The sequence below is a fragment of the Dyadobacter sp. LHD-138 genome (assembly GCF_030929615.1).
Taxonomy (GTDB): Bacteria; Bacteroidota; Bacteroidia; order Cytophagales; family Spirosomataceae; genus Dyadobacter.
In genome coordinates, this window is the sequence record NZ_JAVFVU010000008.1 from 56,149 (window position 1) to 77,696 (window position 21,548).

Consider the following 21,548-nt stretch of genomic DNA (forward strand, 5'->3'; position numbering starts at 1 on the left):
TAAATTGGTTATTCAGATTTTAAAGATTTTACCGGATCCATCATTGCCGCTCTGACACTTTGAAATCCAACCGTCAGTATCGTAAGCAGCAGCGCAGCAGCGCCAACCATTGCGAATGTGTACCACTGCATGGTGATGTGATACTCATATTTTTGCAGATAACTTTTTACGAAAGTATAAGCAAGCGGAATCGCGATTAGTATGGAAATCAACACAAACATTACAAAATCCTTTGACAGCAATATTGCAATTCCCCGCACACTCGCTCCCAGCACTTTTCGAATACCCACTTCCTTGGTCCGTTGATTGGCAGCAAGGGTTATCAGTCCGAAAATTCCTGCAAGGGCAATGATGATCGAGAGCACCGTAACAAAGTTGACCATCTTCCAGATTCCGTCCAGGTCATTGTACTGGCGACTGAGTTCTTCCGACAAATAGAAAAACTTAAAGGGCTTTTTCGCCGGCATCATTTTCATCTTTTTTTCCAGCCCGGCCAGTACTCCTGCTACGTGTTTATCGTCCGTAAACTTAATGGTCAGATAACTATTTAAAGCAGTTTCCCCTTCGTACCAGTGAATTAAAGGTTCGATTTTTTCCTTTAATTCCTGGTAATGAAAATCCTTCATCACGCCAATGACGGTGTAAACCTTATCATTATTTTTCGGACGCAGACGCTTTCCTACCGCCGATTTCCAGCCAAGGGCCTTCATCGCGGATTCATTGATCACGACCGGATTATTCTCTCCGTTTTTATCCAGTTCATCAGAAAAATCCCGTCCTTCGATCATACTGATGTTATAAGTTTGCGCATAAGCCGAACTGGTGCCCCCCTGTCTCAGCCGTATTTCTTTATCAGGTTCCGACTCGGAAAGATACAGGTTGTAATTACTCCAGTATTTTGTCGGAACAACCCCTGAGGTAGCCACACTTTTCACATATGGATTTTGTTTCAGCGCATCCAGAATACCCTTGAACTGCCCCATTGCAGCATCCACATTCTTGTATTGCATATCCGACTGGACGATCACCACGTTTTCCTTATCAAAACCAACGTCGGCATTTCTCATAAATCCGGTCTGCATGCGTACGCTCAACGCCCCTAGAATGAGCACAATAGTCAGTACAAACTGCACAACGATAAGACTGTTTTTCGTCCAGCCCTTTGACTGCGGCTTATTCGTTAATGTTCCTTTGATCGTATTTCTGATATCCAGCTTGTTAAGATACATCGCCGGATAGGTTCCCGCTGTAAAAGCAATGATGCAGATGATACCTAACAGCACAAGTATCGTGACATAATCCTGTTGCCAGTTTAGCAAAAGCTGCATCCGCCCCTGTCTGAATTCATTGAACTGCGGTATCAGATAGCTTACCGCAAAAACGACCGAAAGCATTAGTGCCGCCACCAGCACAATCCCGGATTCCAGCCAAAACTGGGTTAAGATCTGACGAAGCGTCGATCCGGTGACTTTTCTTACAGCAACCTCCTTAGCTCTGGTGAATGAAACCGCTGTATTTAAATTGATAAGATTTATACTGATAATCAACAAAATAAATCCCGCGATAGTCATCGCCCCGTAAATCATACTTTTGAAAAAAGGATTCTGAAAATGTATAAAATCCTTTATTGGTGCTATATGAATTGTCCGGTCTTTCGCCCCTTCCGCAAAGTGGGTCTTGACAAATTTGGGAAACTGCGATTCCAGCTTTCCGGTATCCGTTCCCTTTTTTATTTTAAGATAAACCGCAGCAAAGGTGTTATACCAGTCGGCATTATTCCTGAAATTCTTATCCGCTTCCAGATTAGCTATCGGCACGAGCACCTCAAACTGAATGGACGAATTCGCAGGAACAGGAGCCAGCACACCAGTCACTGTAAAATTCAAAGTATCATTGACAATAACAATCTCTCCAACAGGATTTTTATCTCCAAATAAAGCAGCAGCGATATCACCGTTGATAAGAATCGACTGCCGGTCTTTTAGCGCACTTGACGAATTCCCATATTTTAGCTGAAAAGAAAAAATATCAAAAAAAGTACTGTCTACGTACTTTGTATTTCCCTGAATATCCTTGCCATTGTAATTAATCCAGACGTTGCCCCAGCCCTGGATATGCGTTCCCTTTTCTATCTCCGGATAAGTTTTGAGCAACTGATCCAAAATGGGATAAACCGTCTGGTTATAACGACTCTCCTTATCAGCCGTTTGAACAAAATAAATCTGGTCGCTGTCTTTGTGAAATGTATCAAAAGTTAAACCACGCTGAATGAACAAAATCAAAACGACCGCACTTGCCAGGCCAAGCGAAAGCCCCAGAAGATTAATGCCCGTAAAAAGGCGATTCTTCCAAAGCGAGCGAAAAGCAATGTTGATGTAGTTTTTAAACATGTTTATAGCGCATTTAGCAACTTTTAGCCACGACATAGCGGATGACTTCCCAAACAGGGACTTCGCCTTAGTTAAACATTAAATTATTATACCAAGGAAATCAACAGAATACAATAAACTGATTTACAGAATATTAATTCAAAAACAAACGAAACAAGGTGTCCGAAATCGGACACCTTGTTCATTAGCGTACTTTTATTGAAGTGAATCTTCTTCTAACCTCTTAATACCATGTAAATCAGATACTTCATAACTTATTCCGACCGCAGACTTTTCACCGGATCGACCATCGCTGTTCGTATACTTTGAAAGCCTACAGTCAATACCGCGATTGAAATTGCTAGGATTGCAGAAATCGCGAAATACCACCATGAAATCTCAATCCGGTACGGAAAATCCTGCAACCAGATGTTGATCGCATAATAGGATATCGGCAAAGAAAAAAGGATGGCAACGCCTACCAATTTTACAAAATCCGTCGATAACAAAGCCGTAATACTGGCAACGGAAGCACCCAAAACTTTACGGATGCCAATTTCTTTGACACGTGATTCCGCATTAAATGTCGCCAATCCAAATAAGCCTATACAGGATACGAAAATGGACAAAACGGCCGCCAGGGTAATCATTTGTTTCCATTTGGCTTCTTTTTCATACCGTTTCAAATTCGTAACATCCTCAAATTTATATTCAAAAGGCATAAACGGAACATGTTGACGAAATATCTTCTCCACCGTTTTGATGGTTTCAGGAATGTTCCGGGAATCCAGTTTAAGATAAACAGTACCCAGTCTGTAATTCGGATCCTGAGTCAGCAGCAGCGGTTTAATCTTTTCCTTTAACGATGCGAAATGATAGTCCTTCACAACGCCAATCACTTTGTATTTTTGATTTTTCCATTCAAAATCCACTTCTTTTCCAATCGGGTCCTTCCAGCCGGTTTCTTTTACAAATGCTTCATTGACAATCACCGATTCCACAGGATCAGACCCGAAACGCCTGGCAAAATTGCGTCCCTTAACCACAGGAATTTGCAGCGCAGGCAGGAAATTATCGTCCACACCGATGTACCCGAAGTCAATTTTCCCATGTTCCGTTTTTGCACCGGTTCCATTGTAACTGCCATTAAAAGCGGCCACGGTTTCAACACCCGCCGTATTTTCCAACTCTTGTTTCACACTTTTCATAACTTCCACACCCGGGCCTCCGCGTCCCAAACTAAACCGCATCAGGTTTTTGTCATTGTATCCTAAATCTTTATTTGTCAGATACTTAAACTGAGCATAAATAACAATCGTACCGATAACCAGGCAAATGGACAAGGCAAACTGGAAGACAACCAAACCTTTGGTGAGGTAATTTTTCTGCACAAGTTTGGTACGGTTATACAGCGTCTGAGCAGGGCTAAACCCGGATAGCACCAAGGCGGGATAAATGCCAGCCGTCAACCCCGTGATAAGGAAAAGAGCCAGATAACCTGAAATAAGTTTCACATCAAGCAAATAAGAGAGCGCCAATTGTTTGTTGGCAAGGTCATTAAAAGTTGGCAGTACAAGCTGGGTCAGCAAAACAGCAAGGGAAAAAGCGACAAAGGACAGCAAAAAAGATTCGCCCAAAAATTGGAACATCAGCTGTTTTCGCTGACTTCCCACAACCTTCCTGATACCGATTTCTTTTGCCCTTTTTAAAGATCTGGCAACCGTGAGATTGACAAAATTAATGCAGGCGATAAGCAAAATAAAAATTGCGATACCGGAAAGAATGTAGGAGTAGATCGGGCTGCTGGCATGGTTCAGGCCGTTTGCCAAATCGCCTGATTCATTATCCAGATGTATCGTCAGAAATGGCTGAAGGCCGAAACTGATCTTTTGACTAAAATCCTTGATCTTACTGATTTCTTCCGCCGACTTGGTTTTAAAAACCTGATTTAACTTCGGAACAACAGTATGATAATCCGCTTTGTCGTTCAGCAATACAAAAGTATTCATGTAAAAACCCAGCCATTCCTGATCCGTCCAGCCTCTTGATTCCTGAAATTTAAAAGGCAGCACCGATTCAAACTGAATCGATGAATTTTGAGGGCATTTTTTGGCCACACCCGAAACGTTAAACGTTTCAAACTTATCCCCTATTTTCAGATCCAGGGTTTTTCCAACAGCATCAGTCGTGTTGAAATATTTTCTGGCAACATCTTCGGATATCACGATCGAATGAACGTCAGATAAAACCGTTTGGGGATCTCCGGACAAAAGCGGTAAGGAAAATACCTGAAAAAAATTATCGTCTGCGAAAAGTATTTCTTCATTCAACAGGTCGTTGCCTTTTTTGGTAACGAAAGAGCTTCCCTGCGTCCGGACTACTTCTTTAATTTCAGGGATTTCTTCCTTGAAAGACTGGCCGTGAATGGCATTGGTGCTGCCAATCGTCCGGGTTTCCTTGTCATCGGACATCGTCACTTTTATCCGGTACAGTTGATCCTTATTTTCCTGAAAACGGTCAAAACTGATTTCATCCTTTGTATAAAGAACGATCAGCATGCAGCAGGTCAGCCCCAGCGATAACCCTGCGATATTGATAACCGAAAATACCTTATTCCTGGTCAGGTTCCGGATTGCGATTTTGAAATAGTTGGTTAGCATAGCCGTTGGCTTTTAGCTTTTAGTGATTAGCTGTTAGCCGCAGCCGACAGCTTTATTTGGGATTAAAAATTACTGACAAGTAGTGACTTATTCCAGCATAAAATATTTACTTTAATATCTACCATATTCCGGGAAACGAACCTTCAAACTACCGGACCCAAAGCTAAAAGCTAACCGCTATTCGCTCCTAAGCGACTTCACCGGATTTTTCAAAGCGGCCTTAATCGATTGGAAACTTACCGTCAGCAATGCGATGGCAATGGCCAGAATTCCTGCCAACACAAAAACCCACCAGGGGATATCGATGCGGTAAGCGTAGTCTGCCAGCCACTTGTTCATAGCATACCACGCAAGCGGAGAGGCGATGACGAAGGCAATCAGCACGAGTTTGATAAAATCCTGCGATATCAGATTAACGATTTGCGCAACGCTCGCACCGAGCACTTTCCGCACACCGATTTCCTTCACGCGCTGCTCTACCGAGAAGGAGGCCAGTCCGAATAGTCCAAGACAGGAAATCAGGATGGCAAGTCCAGCCAAAATCCCGACGATCTCGCTTACGGTATTATCTGCACGATACAATTCTGCAAAATGCTCATCCAGAAACTCGTATTCAAAATCCTCATTAGGTGCATTTTTTTTCCAGGTTGACTCAATTTCGGAGATTGCTTCGTTGGCATTTCTACCATTTATTCTGACCGACATTTCACTAAAACCCCAGTCCATATTGTTCAAAATGCAGAGTGTTTCGATTTTATGATGTAGCGAATTGAAATTAAAATCTTTTGCCACGCCAATTAAAACACCAGCCGAATCCATCCCGCCGAAACCAAATTTCTTACCGATCAGAAAATCCAGTGGTTTTCCCGGAGTATCCTTTAAGAGTTCTTTGGCCAATGTTTCATTCACAATGTAAGCCTTGCCGTTGTCGGCATCGCCTTCTTTTGCAAAATTACGCCCGACGATCACGGGAATTTTGTACAAAGTCAGATAATCAGGATCAACCACAACCTGAGAAGTAGCCATTTCTCTTACCGGGCCGTCTCCGTGAAACCGCACACCTGTTTGATGCAGGTTATTACCCAGTTTTTGTCTGGACCCTGTAACTGCGGTAACATGCTTGCTGGTTAATAATTCGTCTTTCAGTGCCTGATAACTTTTATGCAATTCTGGACTTAATGGAATCGTAATGACCGCTTCTTTATCAAAACCAACCTTAGCCTGCTGCATGTAATTGAGCTGACGAACCGTTAACACGGTAGCAATCATCAGGAATATAGCGCCTGCAAACTGACCGACCACCAATACATTCCGGAATGACATTTTTTTCTTTGCCGTTTGCATCGTCCCTTTCAAAACCGTTGCGGCATTGAAAGAGGAAAGATAGGCCGCCGGATAAAGTCCTGAAATAATGCCGACCACAACCGCCCCGGCAATCAGCGAAAGCAAAAGAAGCGGATTTGTGAAAATCGAAAAAGTCAGTTCTCTTTGACTGAGTGTATTAACATAGGGAAGCAGGAGTAAGACAAAAGGAATAGCGAGCAAAAGAGCAAAAAAACACAACATCACAGATTCTCCAAGAAACTGTAAACCCAACTGAAACCGCCCGGAACCACTTGCTTTCCGTATCCCGATCTCCTTCGCTCTGCCAGCCGACCGCGCTGTGGAAAGATTCATAAAGTTGATACAGGCAATCAGCAACACGATCAGTGCGATCACTGAAAAAACGTAGGTATAAGTCTTGTCAAATTTCTGATAATTCTGATAATCATGCGTGATACTCATCGAGTTTGCATGGACCTCTTTAAGTGGTTGAAGGAAAAGTTCATAAAATTTCCAGTTACCTTCTTTCATATTTCTTTTCAAAAAAGCAGGAAACTGTTTTTCCAGAGAAGCAACATTGGCATTTTTTTCCAATTCAAGATAGGTCACCATCCAGTTACCTCCCCAGTTATCCATCAGATCGGGTTTCGCAAAAGTACTGAGTGAAAAGAGCCCGTCAAATTGCAAGTGTGAAGCCTTGGAGATATTAGCCAGAACGCCTGTCACAATAAAACTAGTCGTGTCCCCACCGTAAATTTTGATGCTTTTACCGATCGCATCTTCCTTTCCAAATATTTTCTCAGCATTTTCTTCTGTGAGAACAACACTGTTCGGCTTTTGTAAAACGAGGTTCCTGTTTCCTTTCAATAACGGAAAATCAAACAATTGCAAAAAAGTCGAGTCTACATAAAAACCTGAATTTAAAACGAACCTCTTTTGATTATGCCAAACCTTGACTTTCGCCATCGGGCTAATCCGGGTATAGTTTAAAATTTCGGGATAATCTTTTTTGAGTGTAGGTCCCATCGGGTACATGGACAAAGCCACGTTCTGCGGCGCAACCATCCCTTCGAACTTCTGAACCTCATCCAGACGATAAATATTTTTGCTGTGAATCCCATCAAAGCTTTTTTCATAAAAAACGAACAGCATGATGACGATACAGGCCGTTATCCCAGTGGAAAGGCCAAGAATATTCAGGAGAGAATACACCTTGTGTTTCCAAAGGTTTCTCCAGGCTATTTTCAGGTAGTTCTTTATCATTTTTCAGGTTTTGGCTTTTGACGATCAGGATTAGCTTTCCGAAATTTCGGGCGTATCAGACATAAAATATTCGATTAAGAGCTAACTACCAATAACGAACCGCTCTCATTCGCTTTTTAAGCATTCCAAGGGGTTAACATTAGCCGCTTTTACCGCCTGCATACCTACCGTCAGCCAGGCTATACATAACGCAGCAGCACCTGCTCCCAGAAAATACCAGATTTCCAGACTAATGTGTAATGCAAAGCTTTGCAGCCAGTATCCGGTGATCAGGTAACTAACGGGCAATGCGATAGTGATAGCTGCAATGACCAGTTTTGTAAAATCACTGGAGAGCAGATAAACAATACTAAAAACACTGGATCCTAACACTTTACGAATGCCGATTTCTTTCAATCTTCTTTCTGCCGTAAATGCAGCAAGGCCAAATAATCCCAAACAAGAAATGAGAATTGCCAAACCTGCAAAATATTTTGAAAGTGAGGCTACGCGTTGTTCTGCCGCATATTGCGCCTGATATTCCTGGTCAAGAAATTTATAATCAAGAGAAAATCCTGGATTGTATTTTTTATAAAGTTCTCCCATCGACGCTAAAACAGGCTTTTCCTTTCCAGCTGCAATTTTAACCATGATAATATAGGTGTCACCTTGCGATAAGCGGAAAAATAACGGTTTTACCTTTTTATGAAGCGATTCAAAATGGAAGTCTTTGGCAACACCCACAATCTGCATGTCATCCCCCCAAAGTTTGATCGTTTTTCCAATAGGATCTTTTAACCCCATGAATTTGACAGCCGCTTCGTTAAAGATTATTTTGGAACTGTCCGCACTGAAATCCTTGGAAAATAAACGACCTTCTTTCATTTGAATTCCCAGTGTCTGCATCATTTCATAATTTACACCGACATTCTCAAACTCAGTTTTATTATCCTCTGCCTTACCTTCCCACCAGATCCCGAAAGTCCCCGAATCATGCCCCGTCATGTCGTGACCAATACTCGAAGCATTTACGATGCCAGGTGTATTTTTTAGTTCAGAAAGGAAAGTCTCCATTTTCGCATCATCCTCCATTTTTCCTTCCCTGGCAAAATAGACAAGGTTGTCTTTATTATATCCCAGATTTTCCGACTGGACAAATCCAACCTGTTTGTAAACAACAATCACCGAAACAATCAGGATAACAGAAATCGTAAACTGAAAAACTACGAGACCTTTTCTTGCCCAAACTTCGCCAACAGAGACATGTAACTTTCCTTTTAATACGGAGACCGGATTAAAACCGGAAAGATACAAAGCAGGGTAACTGCCTGAAATTAAACCCGTAACAATAACAACGCCAAGAAGCGAGAAAACCAGTTTAGGATCATAATGAAGTGTCAGATTCTTGCCTGTTATTTCATTAAATTGAGGTAAAAACAATAACACGATTAACACAGACAGAAAAAGCGAAAGGAAAGTCACCAGCATGGATTCTCCCAGATATTGATAAATCAGCGTTTCCCTGTATGCACCAATAGCTTTTTTTACACCAACTTCCTTCAATCTGCCCGAAGCTTTGGCAGTAGACAAATTCATAAAATTGATACACGCGATCATCAATATGAACACAGCAATGATTGAAAATAACCGGACGTATTCTATTCTTCCACCAACCGGTAAGCCGTTTTCATATTTTCCATGTAAATATCCGCTTGAATAAGGGCGAACAAATGGCGTTCGGTGCGTGACGTCACCATTACTTTTCACCTTAACCAGATTAGCAATCTTCTTATTAAACTGATCAACATCAGTCCCGGTTTTCAGCAATACAAATGCATCAGGACCTGAATTTCCCCATTTAACACTGTTTGGATACTTATCTATAAACTGTTCAAAAGAAACAACAAAATCGAACTGTTCAGAAGAATTTGGCGGCGTTCCTTTAAAAATCCCGGAAACTACAAATTGCTTTTCATGCTCAAATTCGATTGATTTCCCGATGATATTTTGTGTAGTATGAAAAAGATTCTGAGCCAGCTTTTCTGAAATGACTACGGAGTTTTTATCGTTTAAAACCTGTTTTGCATCACCTTGTTCGAGTCCATAAGAAAACATATTAAAAATATCCTTTCCCGCATACCGTCCCTTACTTCTGAAATCGTTATTTCCAACGGATAAAGTCGCCGCAAACAGCTTTGACGAAATTGCGTACTCGACTTCCGGCATCTCACTTTTCAGCGTTTCAGCCAAAGATCCAGATGTCGACTGTGCCGTGAGGATCCCCTGGGCCTGTATCCTGTTTTCCATTACCTGAAAAAGCTGACCGTCCTTTTCGTGAAATTTATCAACGTTTAGTTCATCATTAACCCAAAGGTATATCAGCAACGAACAGGCCAATCCGGCGGAAAGACCTGTCAAATTGATAAAAAAGGTACTTTTGAACCGTTTGAAGTTACGGTAGATAACGAGAAGATTGTGTCTGAACATTGTTCAAGATTTTAAGAGATGACTTTAACCCTGACTCAGAAATAGTTTTTCTCTGTCACGATCTTGTCTGGCTAATAGCGGAAAGATGAGGTTTAGTATTCCAAAAAGCTTTTGAAATACTAAACACACCCAGTAGGTATCGGAGAGTCCGGAACGTTCCGAAAATTATCTACACGTGAATTTTTTCTGTAACTACCTTACCATCAAACAAATTGACAATACGGTGAGCGAAACCTGCATCATACGGGGAGTGGGTAACCATGATGATTGTCGTACCGGCAGCATTTAACTGGCTCAGCAAAGCCATTACTTCTTCCCCGTTTTTCGAGTCAAGGTTACCGGTCGGCTCATCCGCAAGGATTGTCTTTGGTGTTGCAACAACCGCACGGGCTATGGCTGTACGCTGCTGCTGCCCCCCTGAGAGCTGTTGCGGAAAGTGATTACGGCGGTGCATCATGTTCATACGGGTAAGCGCCGCTTCTACTTTTTCTTTACGCTCCGCTGGCGGCGTTTTAAGGTATAACAATGGCAGTTCCACGTTCTCATAAACGGTTAGTTCGTCGATCAGGTTGAAGCTTTGAAATACAAAACCGATGTTGCCTTTGCGAATTTGCGCCCGCTGCCGTTCTGACATTTTACCAACTTCGGTACCATAAAACGCATACGAACCATCACTTGGATTATCCAGCAAGCCAAGAATGTTCAACAGCGTAGATTTACCACAACCGGATGGCCCCATAATGGCAACAAATTCTCCGTCTTTGATTTCCAGATCAATGCCATTGAGGGCGGTGGTCTCTACCTCCTCGGTAGAAAAGATTTTCTGTAAGTTGTCAATTTTGATCATATTTCTTAGCTGTTGGCTGCTAGCTTTTGGCTTTTAGCTTGGTTATGGGTATTTCTTACGTGTTGGCTTATTACAATTATTTCGTTACTATTCGGTAATTCTTTGTTCTCAATACAACAATTATAAACTTCAAAGAATGAAAGATTACAAAGATTTACTTGTTTGGCAAAAGAGCCACTTTTTCGCATTGGCGATTTATCAGATTACCAGAACCTTCCCAAGGGAAGAAATTTATGGTCTGACAAGTCAAATGCGACGTTGTTCAATATCGGTTCCATCCAATATTTCAGAAGGATGTGGCCGGTTGTCAGATAAAGAACTCGCTCACTTTCTTGTTATCGCGAGTGGCTCCGCCTCTGAACTTGATTATCAATTAATGCTTTCAAAAGATCTACTTTACATTGATTCTCAAGTTTACGAGCAACTAAATCAAAACCTGACAGAAATTCGAAAGATGTTGAATGCTTTCATCAAAAAACTTAATTCGAAATAGCTGTTGGCTGTTGGCTGTTGGCTGTTGGCTGTTGGCTGTTGGCTGTTGGCTGTTGGCTGTTGGCTGTTAAAAATCATTTTTCCCAACAAATGAGTTCCAATTATCTAACCTAAAAGCCAACCGCTAAAAGCTAACAGCCAAACTAAAATTCCAACACCTCATTATCCCCAAAGTTCTCATATGAACTTGTAATTACTTTTTCACCCGGTTGAAGTCCTTCAAGTACTTCGAAATATTCCGGATTTTTACGTCCCAATGTGATCTTACGTTTCGCGGCACGTTTTCCATCAGCACCTAAGACAAACACCCAATTTCCACCTGTTTCAGAGAAGAAACCACCCACCGGCAATAAAGTTGCTTTTGACGGCTGTCCCAGTTGCAAACGGATCGGCGCGGATTGTCCGCGTTTGATCAAGGCCGGCGCCCCGCCTTTCGGGAACTCCATATCCACTTCAAATCTACCGCTTAAAACTTCCGGGTAAATTTTAATAATTTTCAGATTATAGGCCTTTCCGTTGAAATCCATGCTGCCCTGCAAACCCGCAAAAATCCGTGAGATATAATGTTCATCAACACTTACCCGCATTTTAAATCCGTTCAAATCATCAATCTGACCAATGTTTTGTCCCTGATTGATGTTCGAACCAACTTCCACGTTCATCGACGAAAGCATACCGGACACGGGTGCTTTTACAACGAGGTTATCAAGCGTTTGTCTCCACAAATCGACATTCTTTTTCGTGTTGGTAAGCGTTCCTTCCAACTGCGTGATCTGCATTTTGGCATTTTCCTCCTGATACTTTTGCGATTCAATCTCAATTTCACGCTGTTTTGTCAGCCGTTCCAGCTCCCGTTTTGTTTTCAGGAAATCCGCATCCGGAATCACTTTATCTTTATATAACTTGATATTACGTTCATGGGCATCTCTCGCCTGATCAATCTGGAAATCAAGTTCACTTAAACTTTTCTGTAACGTAAAACGCTCAACCCGCAAACGCTGACGGGTATTTTGAAGGTCATTCACCAGACGGCTGGCCTCCGTTTCCGATTGCAAAAAGCTTAATTTCAAACTCTGATTTTCGAGTTTCAGAAGTACATCACCCTGCTTCACCATATTACCGCCCTCAATCAGTTTCTGGGTAACATATCCCCCCTCAATCGCATCCAGCTGAATGGTTTTCAATGGCTGTACAACACCGGTCACGACGATAAACTCATCAAATTCACCTTGTTTTACCGTTGAAATCGTCAGTTTATCCTGCTCTACATTCAGTTTGCTTCTTTTATCAACAAAGAAGAACTGGTAAACCAAGAAACTAACCAATAAAACACTTCCGGCTATAATTCCTATACGTCGGCTATTCCAGAATTTTTTTGGCTTTACTCTGTCCATTGTCGAACCTCCGGTCAAATTGGATCCGTTGCTCCCGGAAACTGGTGTTTTAACTTCCATTATATTGTCAGGCTATTTAATTTCATTTAAATCTTCTTCCCTATTTACATCCAATCACTATGCCAGAAGAGAAGAAAGATCATAACTATTTGAAAATCAATAAAAACAAATAATCAAATACGAGCCAACATGTTCGTTATCGGACACTTTTGTTCGGCTTCGGACAAGCTAAAAACATACGCTAATCGGCCTTGCTCTATGCCCCACGATGATTCAAAAGTAAGTTAGCAGCAATACTTTTGCTCATAAGTGCTTTATTAAGTTAAAAATTACACAAAAAATAGCCAATATTGCTCAATGATTTAATTATCATTGCGCCGCAACTCCAAAATTATCACCAAAATATTAGCCAAAACCCCGAATATGCTCCTCTCCGAAGCCAAAATTCTTATCATTGACGATGACGTTGACGTATTAAGTGCAGCCAAACTTTTGCTCAAACGTCACGCCAAGCTTGTAGATATCGAAAAGAATCCTCAAAAATTACCCTTTCTGGTAACCAACGGGACTTACGATCTGATTCTGCTCGACATGAATTTCACACGTGATGTGAACAGCGGAAGAGAAGGTTTTCACTGGCTCGACAGGATTCTGGATATCAATCCCAACATCAAAGTGATCATGATCACTGCCTATGGTGATATTGAAATGGCGATCCGGGCGATCAAATCCGGAGCCACTGATTTTGTGTTAAAACCCTGGGAAAATGATAAACTCGTTGCTACCATCGAGGACGTTTTAAAGGAAAAGAAAGGTGATAAATTAGCTTCCGGAGCAGAAGAAAAAACAGATAGTAAAAAAGAAAAAGTATCTTCCGACGCCATTATTGGCCAGAGTGAAGGTATGCAGCATGTTTTAAAAACATCTGAACGGGTAGCGGCAACGGATGCCAATGTCTTGATTCTGGGAGAAAACGGTACCGGAAAAACACAATTGGCACGTTACCTGCACCAGCATTCCCAGCGTTCTGAAAAACCATTTGTCGTTGTGGATCTGGGTGCGTTAAGTGACTCTCTTTTCGAAAGTGAACTTTTTGGTCACGTAAAAGGCGCTTTTACCGATGCCAAGGAAGATCGTGCCGGGCGTTTTGAAGAAGCAAAAGGCGGAACCATTTTTCTCGATGAAATCGGGAATTTGACCCTTTCGCTGCAAGCTAAATTATTGACCGTTTTGCAGGAAAGGAAGGTAACCCGCGTTGGCTCCAACAAGCCCATTCCACTGGATGTTCGTCTGATCTGCGCTACCAACATGAATATTGAGGGCATGGTTACCGATAAATCTTTCCGTCAGGATTTGTTTTACAGGATCAACACCATTGAACTCGATCTGCCTCCCTTGCGCGAGCGCTCCGAAGATATTGCACCGCTCGCAGATTTTTACCTGAAACAATTCCGTAAAAAATACAACCGTCCAGTCACGGACATCAGCAGTGCCCTGATCAAAAAAATGCAGCAGTACAACTGGCCTGGGAACATCCGTGAGCTGCAACACGCCATTGAACGAGCGGTGATCCTATCTCAGGAAAAAACCCTGCAGCCGGACGATCTTTTCCTGAAAAATTCAGGCGGACAACCCACCACGGCTACCGGCTTTGATCTGGAAGATATGGAAAAAAACATGATCATTCAGGCCCTCAAACGTTTCAACGGAAACATCACCGACGCCGCCAGGGAACTCGGGTTAAGCCGGGCTGCTTTGTATAGGCGCATGGAGAAGTACGGACTTTGAGAAGAATTTAGAATTAAATATTGCGTTGATGAAGGAGATAGTTACCATTTTTAACGGTTCCTTGTTAGCCCTTGGAATGGTCAAGATTCTACATGAAGCATTTATGACTTTTGTACCATAGGTATAGTTCGCATGGAAGTTCTTAATTAACTGTTAGTAAATTTTGTACCATAGGTACAATTCGTGGGTAGAAATTTATTCATCATGTTATTTCCACGCATTCCCATCGGAACGCTTCGTGACCAGAACAAATTTTCTACCGACGAGAGCCCCCGAAAGCAGATGAATTTCTGATTTACTAAACACCTCAAAATGCAATAGCTGAAAACCGATTGCTGGTAGCCGAAAGCCGCCCTGGCATATTTTTTACACCTTTTCCCGTTATGATACCGAACTTCTCATTTCAATCCATAACCAATGATAAAGTATTGCCAGCTTGCTATTCTTCTTTTTCTGACACAATTCAGTTTTGCCCAATATAAATCGATTCAGCCTGTACCCTTAAAAAATGTAAAACTTCACCAGGGATTTTGGCATGAACGTATGGAAACGGCGCGAAATGTGATGATCCCCCATGTTTTTCATCAATGCGAAGAAACAGGCCGGATCAACAACTTTGCCGTTGCCGGAGGGTTAAAAAAAGGTGTTTTTCAGGGTACAAGATTTGACGACTCCGATGTTTTCAAAGTCGTGGAAGGCGCTTCCTATTCGCTACAAAATCACTATGACGCCAAGCTGGACCATTATCTGGACAGTTTAATCACACTTTTCGCAGCGGCACAGGAACCCGACGGGTATCTTTACACGATCCGGACAATCAATAAGGATACAACAGGATCTTACGACTGGATTGCCGGTCCGACCCGTTATTCTTTTGAAAACGGCAGCCATGAACTCTACAATGTGGGGCATCTTTATGAAGCGGCCGTTGCCCATTTTCAGGCAACCAGTAAAAGATCTTTGCTGGACGTAGCAACCAAAAATGCTGATCATCTGGTGAGGACTATCGGGCCTAAACCGGGGCAGCTTATCGTGGTTCCCGGCCATGAGGAAATTGAAATTGCACTGGTAAAATTATACCGGACAACCAATAAAAAAGAATATCTGAACCTTGCTCATTTCTTCGTAGATATGCGCGGCCGCTCCGACAAACGTCCGCTTTTCCTGGATGAGCACCGGCTTGGGCCTTCCTATTTTCAGGATCAGAAACCGGTTGTGAAACAAAAAGAAGCCGTTGGCCATGCCGTGCGTGCGCAGTATTTGTATGCTGCCATTGCCGATATGCTCACAATTGAAGATAATCCTCAGTACAGCAATGCCATCCATCAGATTTGGGACGATGCAACCACCAAAAAGCAATACATCACCGGCGGCGTTGGAGCGCGGCAGGATGGTGAGGCTTTTGACGCGGCCTACGTTTTACCCAACGACAATGCCTATGCCGAAACCTGCTCGGCTGTTGCCAATCTGATATGGAATCACAAGATGTTCCTTTACACAGGCGAATCCAAATACATGGACGTTTTTGAGCGGGTACTGTACAACGGTTTTCTGGGTGGGATGTCTGTTTCGGGAGATCAGTTTTTTTATGTAAACCCGATGGCGTCCAACGGTCTTAATGACTTTGGGCGGGGCGTCGGTGCTACCCGCCACGAATGGTTTGGCTGCGCGTGCTGCCCTACCAACGTATCCCGTTTTTTACCATCACTTCCGGCTTATGTGTATGCAATGAAGGCCAACGAGGTTCTTGTGAATCTTTTTATGGATAGCGAGTCGGAGCTAAAGCTTGAAAACACGGCTGTAAAAATCAGCCAGAAGACGGCATATCCCTGGGATGGAAATATCAAATTGACTGTTTCTCCTTCGAAACCGGCAGCGTTTCCGGTTTCTATCCGGATCCCGGGCTGGGCAAACGGACAGGCTATTCCCGGCGACTTATACACGTATGAAAACAAACAGGCAAAGGCAATGCAGGTAACGGTTAATGGTAAAAATACGCCCGTCATCATTGAAAACGGTTATCTCAAACTTTCCCGCACCTGGAAACAAGGCGATATCATCACACTCGCGCTGGACATGCCGGTACGACGAGTCATTGCCAACGAAAATATCAAGAACAATATCGGTAAAGTAGCAATCGAACGCGGGCCCGTATTGTATTGCGCCGAAGGAAAAGATAACAATGGAAAAGCGCTTTCCATTGCCGTAACGCCGGACCAGAACTTTAACGCAGCGTATCAGAAAGATTTTCTTGGTGGACTGACCGTTCTTAAATCAACAGGAGAAAAACCTGTCACCCTCATCCCCTATTACGCCTGGGCTAACCGCGGCGCCAATGAGATGACAATCTGGTTTGATAAAAAATAAGTAAGGAGCTGTTGGCAATTAGCCATATACGATTAGCACTATAACCAGATGATTAATAGCTTATTATAAAAATCAATAATATAAACTATTTTTTTACTACTACTTAAAAAAGAATAAAAACGCCCGTCGAAGTCTGTTCATACCAACAAACCTGGCGGGCATTTTTATTAAAATATCAGATTCCCCAGCGCTCCAACTGATAGGCACTGTCCCAAAATACATATTCCAGCTTTGACGCCGTGATATAAGCTTCTGTCATCTTTTTTCTGGTGGTTTCCGAAGCATTTTCAGCCAGGTCATTACAGATTGCCAGCGCCTTATTTACCGAAACTTCAAAATCTTTCCCTGCGTAGGCATCAATCCAGTTTTGATAGGTGTTCGGCGAAGTCTGGTTGGCGTATATGTAATCACCAATTTTCTTATAAATCCAGAAACAAGGAAGCAAAGCCGCCACGGCCACCTCGAAAGATTCATAAGCACTGACGGTCAGCAAATAATTGGTATATGCAAAACATCCAGGCGCTTTACCGCTTTTAAATTCAATCTCATATTCCTGAAAATAGCTGTCGTGTAAAACACGTTCAACGATAATCGCATTTTGGGCAAAACCCAGAAATTCGAGCAATTCCTGACTCGTTCCCGCCCGCGTTCCCGCCATTGCCAGCGCCCGGGCAAAATCGGCGAGGTAAAGCGAATCCTGATAGATATAGAATTTAAACTTTTCAAGTGGTAAAGTCCCTGATTTCAATTCCTGATTAAATGGATGTTCAAGAATTTTGTTATAAACTGGCAGCGCCTCGTTCCAAAGGTGATCGGTAAAAGTCATGTATATCGTTAATTTAAAATCATAAGGATTTGATCTTCATCGCCTGCGGTGAAAAAGAATGATTAAGCGGACCTGAACCGGCACCGGTCTTGACATCCTTACCGGCGGCAATCGCACCGGCAACATATTTTTTGGCCAGCTGGATTGCATCAACCAGCGGATGCCCAAGTGCCATATAACCGGCTATGGCAGAAGAAAGTGTGCAACCCGTGCCATGTACGTTTTTACTGGCTATATAATCCGTTTCAAAGATCTGGATCAATTCATTTTTTTGGTTAAAAACATCAAAAAGCTTTGGTGCTATCAAATGTCCGCCTTTTAATAAAACACCCTGACAACCGCGGTCGACCATCTCCTGAGACGCCAGCATCATATCTTCCACATTTTCAATTTTACGGTTGACCAGAATCTGCGCTTCGTCAAGGTTCGGTGTGATGAGCGTAGCGCGGGGAAATAATTCTCTCCACAACACCTCAATCGTTTCATCCTGAATCAATTTCGAACCGCTCGTCGAAACCATCACCGGGTCGAAAACGACGAACGCAGGCTGAAACCGGTCGAGAATTTCGGCAATAACCTCCGCCGCTTCTATCGTGTTAATCATCCCGATTTTAACTGCGTCAATCTTTATATCTTCAAAAACCGCTTCCAGCTGACTTTTCAAAAATGTCGGCGGAACGGGGTGAATGGCACGCACGCCCTGAGTATTTTGAGCCGTGAGTGCCGTGATGGCCGAAGCGCCGTAAAGGCCCAGCGCAACTATTGTTTTCAGATCTGCCTGAATGCCTGCCCCTCCTCCACTATCGGAACCGGCTATGGTCAACACAGTTGGGTATCGTTGCATTTTATCAATATCGTTTAAATACGTATTAAAGATTTTAAATATCTGGCAGCTTCAAAAGGTGATTCCGCACTGCAAATGGAAGAAATAACAGCGATTCCAGTGGCTCCGCCATGCATTGCTTCTAAGGTATTCGAGGCGTTAAGACCACCAATAACAACGAGTGGATGTTTACTGTTTTCTTTTACCCATTTCAGTCCTTCCATGCCCCAGGGTTTGGAATGATCTGTTTTTGAAGGTGTGGCAAACAACGGACTTACGGCTAAATAACTCAGCTCCCAATTTTCGGCTTCGGTCACATCCTCCTTCTTCTCCGCTGACAAACCGATGATTTTTCCGGGTGGTAATATTTTTTTCAATAGGGAATAAGGCATGTCGCTCTGTCCAACATGAACACCGTCAGCATCACTTGCCAGTGCCACATCAACACGGTCATTGATAATTAAGGGGACGTTGTAGGGCGCCAATAGCGCTTTCATTCTTATCGCCCGCTCGATAAAAGCCCTGGTATCCAAAGATTTTTCGCGCAGCTGCACCATCGAAACGCCGCCTTTGACCGCCTCCTCGACAACCCAAAATATATCCCTGCCAAGGCAAGCAGATTCATCCGTTACGAGATATAGTTTTATTTGTTCATTTAACATTTTGACATCGTTATAAAATATTGTGTAGTAGCACTGTCACCTCTTCGAGGTTAATACCCTGTGGTGGATCGATTGCGGCTTTTCTATAATACTATCATCCCTTCGGGATTTTTAAGTCAGCATCGATTTTGATGATTCATATTTCTTAAAAACGAATGCGATTATTACAGGTATTATTTCACCCATCAATCCAATTTCGGGCAACAATCTTACCCCATCAACCCCAATCCCGAAGGGACGAAAGTATTGTAGCAAACCAACCAAACGCACTTGATCAAAACCCTGAAAGGGTGGCATAACCGATGCAACCAAATCAACGACAGGTTAAATTCATTTTTAAATTCATCCCCTATCAATCCAATTTCGGCAATAATCTCGCCCCACCAACCACAATCCCGAAGGGATGAAAGTATTGTAGCAAACCAACCAAACGCGCTTGATCAAAACCCTGAAAGGGTGACATAACCGATGCGACCAAATCAACGACGTGCTAAATTCATTTAACAATCGCCAAACGCTGCAACACTTCCGGCGTCACCTCTGCCAAGGCATCCAAAAATGCAATTTGGAATGACCCAGGTAACCTCGCTTTTTCAAATGCCTTTTCTCCGCAAACCCCCATTAAGGCTGCCGCCGAAACAGCCGCTTGAAAAGCATCCGCTTGAACCGCGCAAAATGCTCCCGCAACCGCCGAAGCCGAACATCCCATGCCGGTAACCCGCGTCATTAACGATACACCATTTTCTACATAGGCTATCTTTTCTCCGCTCACAATGACATCCGTTGCGCCGGAAACACTGACCACACAACCATATTGATCACTCAATAACTTTGCAGCCTGAATGCTGTCTGTGGAACTTGCCGTGCTGTCCACACCTTTTGTCTGGATATTCGCGCCAGCCAAGGCAAGAATTTCAGAAGCATTTCCACGGATCAGCGTTGGAGAGACGGTATTCAGTAACTCAGATAAAACCTGATTCCGATAAGGTGTAGCACCTGCGCCAACCGGGTCAAGAATAATGGGTTTGCTTAATTTTACCGCAGCAAGCATCGCTTTTTTCATTCCTTCAACCCAAAGTGGTGATAATGTTCCGATGTTGACCACCAGCGCACCGGCAATCACCACCATATCTTCTACCTCTTCAACGGCATGCGCCATGACCGGAGAAGCCCCAATGGCCAAAAGCGCATTCGCCGTATAATTCATGACAACAAAATTCGTGATGTTATGGACAAGAGGCGATTGTGCCCTTAGCTCTGCAAGATTTCCAGCTATATTAAATTCCATTTTTATCGGGATTTGAGAAAAAACAAACCGAATTGGCGCTTAGGCAGCGATTCCCGAAATGAGCTGACAGAAAGAAGATCTTCTCTGTAAACGCTTTTTCCTACGACAGTATCAACTGTTTCAGGTTCAAAGGGTATTTCTCAGTCCAAATTGGGACACCCCTAAAGCCATTCTTAACTGCGAATGTAGTAGTTTTGGTCATTATGTTCTTACTTACTCACATTTAAATCACTTTTTTCTTTCAAATGATTAAGGCGGCAATATTTGACATGGACGGATTGCTTATTGACTCAGAGCCGATTTGGGTAGAAGCAGCCACGGAGGTGATGCAAAAAGTAAACTTCAAATTAACCCATGACTTAAAACTTCAGACAACAGGCTTATCCATCAAGTTATTTCTGGAATTTTGTTATCGGATCCAACCCTGGAATACACCCGATCGCGCTGAGCTGGAACATGATATTTTGACGATCGCACATCGCAATATCATCGCCCATGCCAAGCCCATGCCGGGCGCAATTGAACTGGTAAAAAATCTTCATCGCGAAAATATAAAACTTGCCGTGGCTTCCGCCTCATATATGGAACTTATTGAAGCAGTCCTGAAACGGCTTGAAATCATTGATTATTTCGAAACCTGGCACTCAGGAGAACTCGAAGAACATACCAAACCACACCCTGCCGTATACATCTCGACGGCCGCCAAACTGGGTATACCTCCGCACGAGTGTATCGCTTTTGAAGATTCGTTTACCGGGCTTCGTTCCGCACACGGTGCCAAAATGATCACCATTTGCGTTCCCAATCCGGAAGTTTACGATGACCCGAAATTTGACCTGGCGCACTACAAATTGCGATCCCTGGAAGAATTTAATATTCTGGCAGTGGGTGTTTGAGAATAAATACGATATTAGCTTTCGAGAAACAGCTTCCGGCTTTTCTCGAATTTCAATTTTCCTGAACCAAGATTAATCCCAAAA

At 43.0% G+C, this 21,548-nt stretch carries 14 protein-coding genes and 1 riboswitch; of the genes, 4 read left to right on the forward strand and 10 right to left on the reverse strand.

The features are described from left to right. Window positions 1-8 precede the first annotated feature (8 nt). The 5 genes from RB622_RS07930 to RB622_RS07950 all read right to left on the reverse strand — a co-directional run bounded on the left by RB622_RS07930 (window position 9) and on the right by RB622_RS07950 (window position 10,928). On the reverse strand, window positions 9-2,390 hold the full coding sequence (locus RB622_RS07930) for an ABC transporter permease (protein WP_308046022.1): 2,382 nt from the start codon (window positions 2,388-2,390) through the stop codon (window positions 9-11). Between the two features lie 254 nt (window positions 2,391-2,644). Beyond that, entirely contained in the window at window positions 2,645-5,029 is a 2,385-nt protein-coding gene (locus RB622_RS07935; RefSeq protein ID WP_308046023.1) for an ABC transporter permease, read from the reverse strand. Window positions 5,030-5,206: 177 nt separating this feature from the next. Further along, window positions 5,207-7,615, reverse strand: a complete 2,409-nt coding sequence (locus RB622_RS07940) for an ABC transporter permease (protein ID WP_308046024.1) — start codon at window positions 7,613-7,615, stop codon at window positions 5,207-5,209. A gap of 105 nt (window positions 7,616-7,720) precedes the next feature. Then, window positions 7,721-10,081, reverse strand: coding sequence for an ABC transporter permease (locus tag RB622_RS07945; protein ID WP_308046025.1), 2,361 nt, complete (start codon window positions 10,079-10,081; stop codon window positions 7,721-7,723). A 169-nt stretch (window positions 10,082-10,250) separates the two neighbouring features. Beyond that, the gene (locus RB622_RS07950; protein ID WP_308046026.1) at window positions 10,251-10,928 is read right to left on the reverse strand and encodes an ABC transporter ATP-binding protein; all 678 of its coding nucleotides are present in this window, start codon (window positions 10,926-10,928) and stop codon (window positions 10,251-10,253) included. A 136-nt stretch (window positions 10,929-11,064) separates the two neighbouring features. On the opposite strand from RB622_RS07950, the gene RB622_RS07955 reads away from it, so the two are divergent. Continuing rightward, the gene (locus RB622_RS07955) at window positions 11,065-11,421 is read left to right on the forward strand and encodes a four helix bundle protein (RefSeq protein WP_308046027.1); all 357 of its coding nucleotides are present in this window, start codon (window positions 11,065-11,067) and stop codon (window positions 11,419-11,421) included. 142 nt (window positions 11,422-11,563) lie between these two features. Here RB622_RS07955 and RB622_RS07960 read toward each other — a convergent pair whose 3' ends face one another. Continuing rightward, the gene (locus RB622_RS07960; protein ID WP_308046172.1) at window positions 11,564-12,814 is read right to left on the reverse strand and encodes an efflux RND transporter periplasmic adaptor subunit; all 1,251 of its coding nucleotides are present in this window, start codon (window positions 12,812-12,814) and stop codon (window positions 11,564-11,566) included. Window positions 12,815-13,237: 423 nt separating this feature from the next. On the opposite strand from RB622_RS07960, the gene RB622_RS07965 reads away from it, so the two are divergent. Together RB622_RS07965 and RB622_RS07970 are read left to right on the forward strand one after the other, a co-directional pair. Then, a complete protein-coding gene (locus RB622_RS07965) occupies window positions 13,238-14,602 on the forward strand; it encodes a sigma-54 dependent transcriptional regulator (RefSeq protein ID WP_308046028.1) in 1,365 nt (454 codons plus the stop codon). 417 nt (window positions 14,603-15,019) lie between these two features. Then, window positions 15,020-16,969, forward strand: coding sequence for a beta-L-arabinofuranosidase domain-containing protein (locus RB622_RS07970; RefSeq protein WP_308046029.1), 1,950 nt, complete (start codon window positions 15,020-15,022; stop codon window positions 16,967-16,969). Between the two features lie 175 nt (window positions 16,970-17,144). On the opposite strand, the gene tenA is transcribed toward RB622_RS07970, so the two are convergent. The 4 genes from tenA to thiM form a co-directional block, all read right to left on the reverse strand. Beyond that, window positions 17,145-17,795 (reverse strand): thiaminase II, encoded by a 651-nt coding sequence (gene tenA / locus RB622_RS07975; protein WP_308046030.1) that lies wholly within the window; start codon window positions 17,793-17,795, stop codon window positions 17,145-17,147. A 19-nt stretch (window positions 17,796-17,814) separates the two neighbouring features. Beyond that, window positions 17,815-18,639 carry a bifunctional hydroxymethylpyrimidine kinase/phosphomethylpyrimidine kinase gene (gene thiD, locus RB622_RS07980; protein ID WP_308046031.1) on the reverse strand — a complete coding sequence of 275 codons (825 nt, stop codon included), beginning with the start codon at window positions 18,637-18,639 and terminating at the stop codon, window positions 17,815-17,817. A gap of 14 nt (window positions 18,640-18,653) precedes the next feature. Then, the gene (gene thiE, locus RB622_RS07985) at window positions 18,654-19,280 is read right to left on the reverse strand and encodes a thiamine phosphate synthase (RefSeq protein WP_308046032.1); all 627 of its coding nucleotides are present in this window, start codon (window positions 19,278-19,280) and stop codon (window positions 18,654-18,656) included. Window positions 19,281-19,776: 496 nt separating this feature from the next. Then, window positions 19,777-20,568, reverse strand: coding sequence for a hydroxyethylthiazole kinase (thiM, locus tag RB622_RS07990; RefSeq protein WP_308046033.1), 792 nt, complete (start codon window positions 20,566-20,568; stop codon window positions 19,777-19,779). A gap of 80 nt (window positions 20,569-20,648) precedes the next feature. Beyond that, a riboswitch (TPP riboswitch) is annotated at window positions 20,649-20,741 on the reverse strand. Between the two features lie 72 nt (window positions 20,742-20,813). Here thiM and hxpB point away from each other — a divergent pair. Next, a complete protein-coding gene (gene hxpB, locus RB622_RS07995) occupies window positions 20,814-21,464 on the forward strand; it encodes a hexitol phosphatase HxpB (RefSeq protein WP_308046034.1) in 651 nt (216 codons plus the stop codon). Window positions 21,465-21,548: the final 84 nt, after the last annotated feature.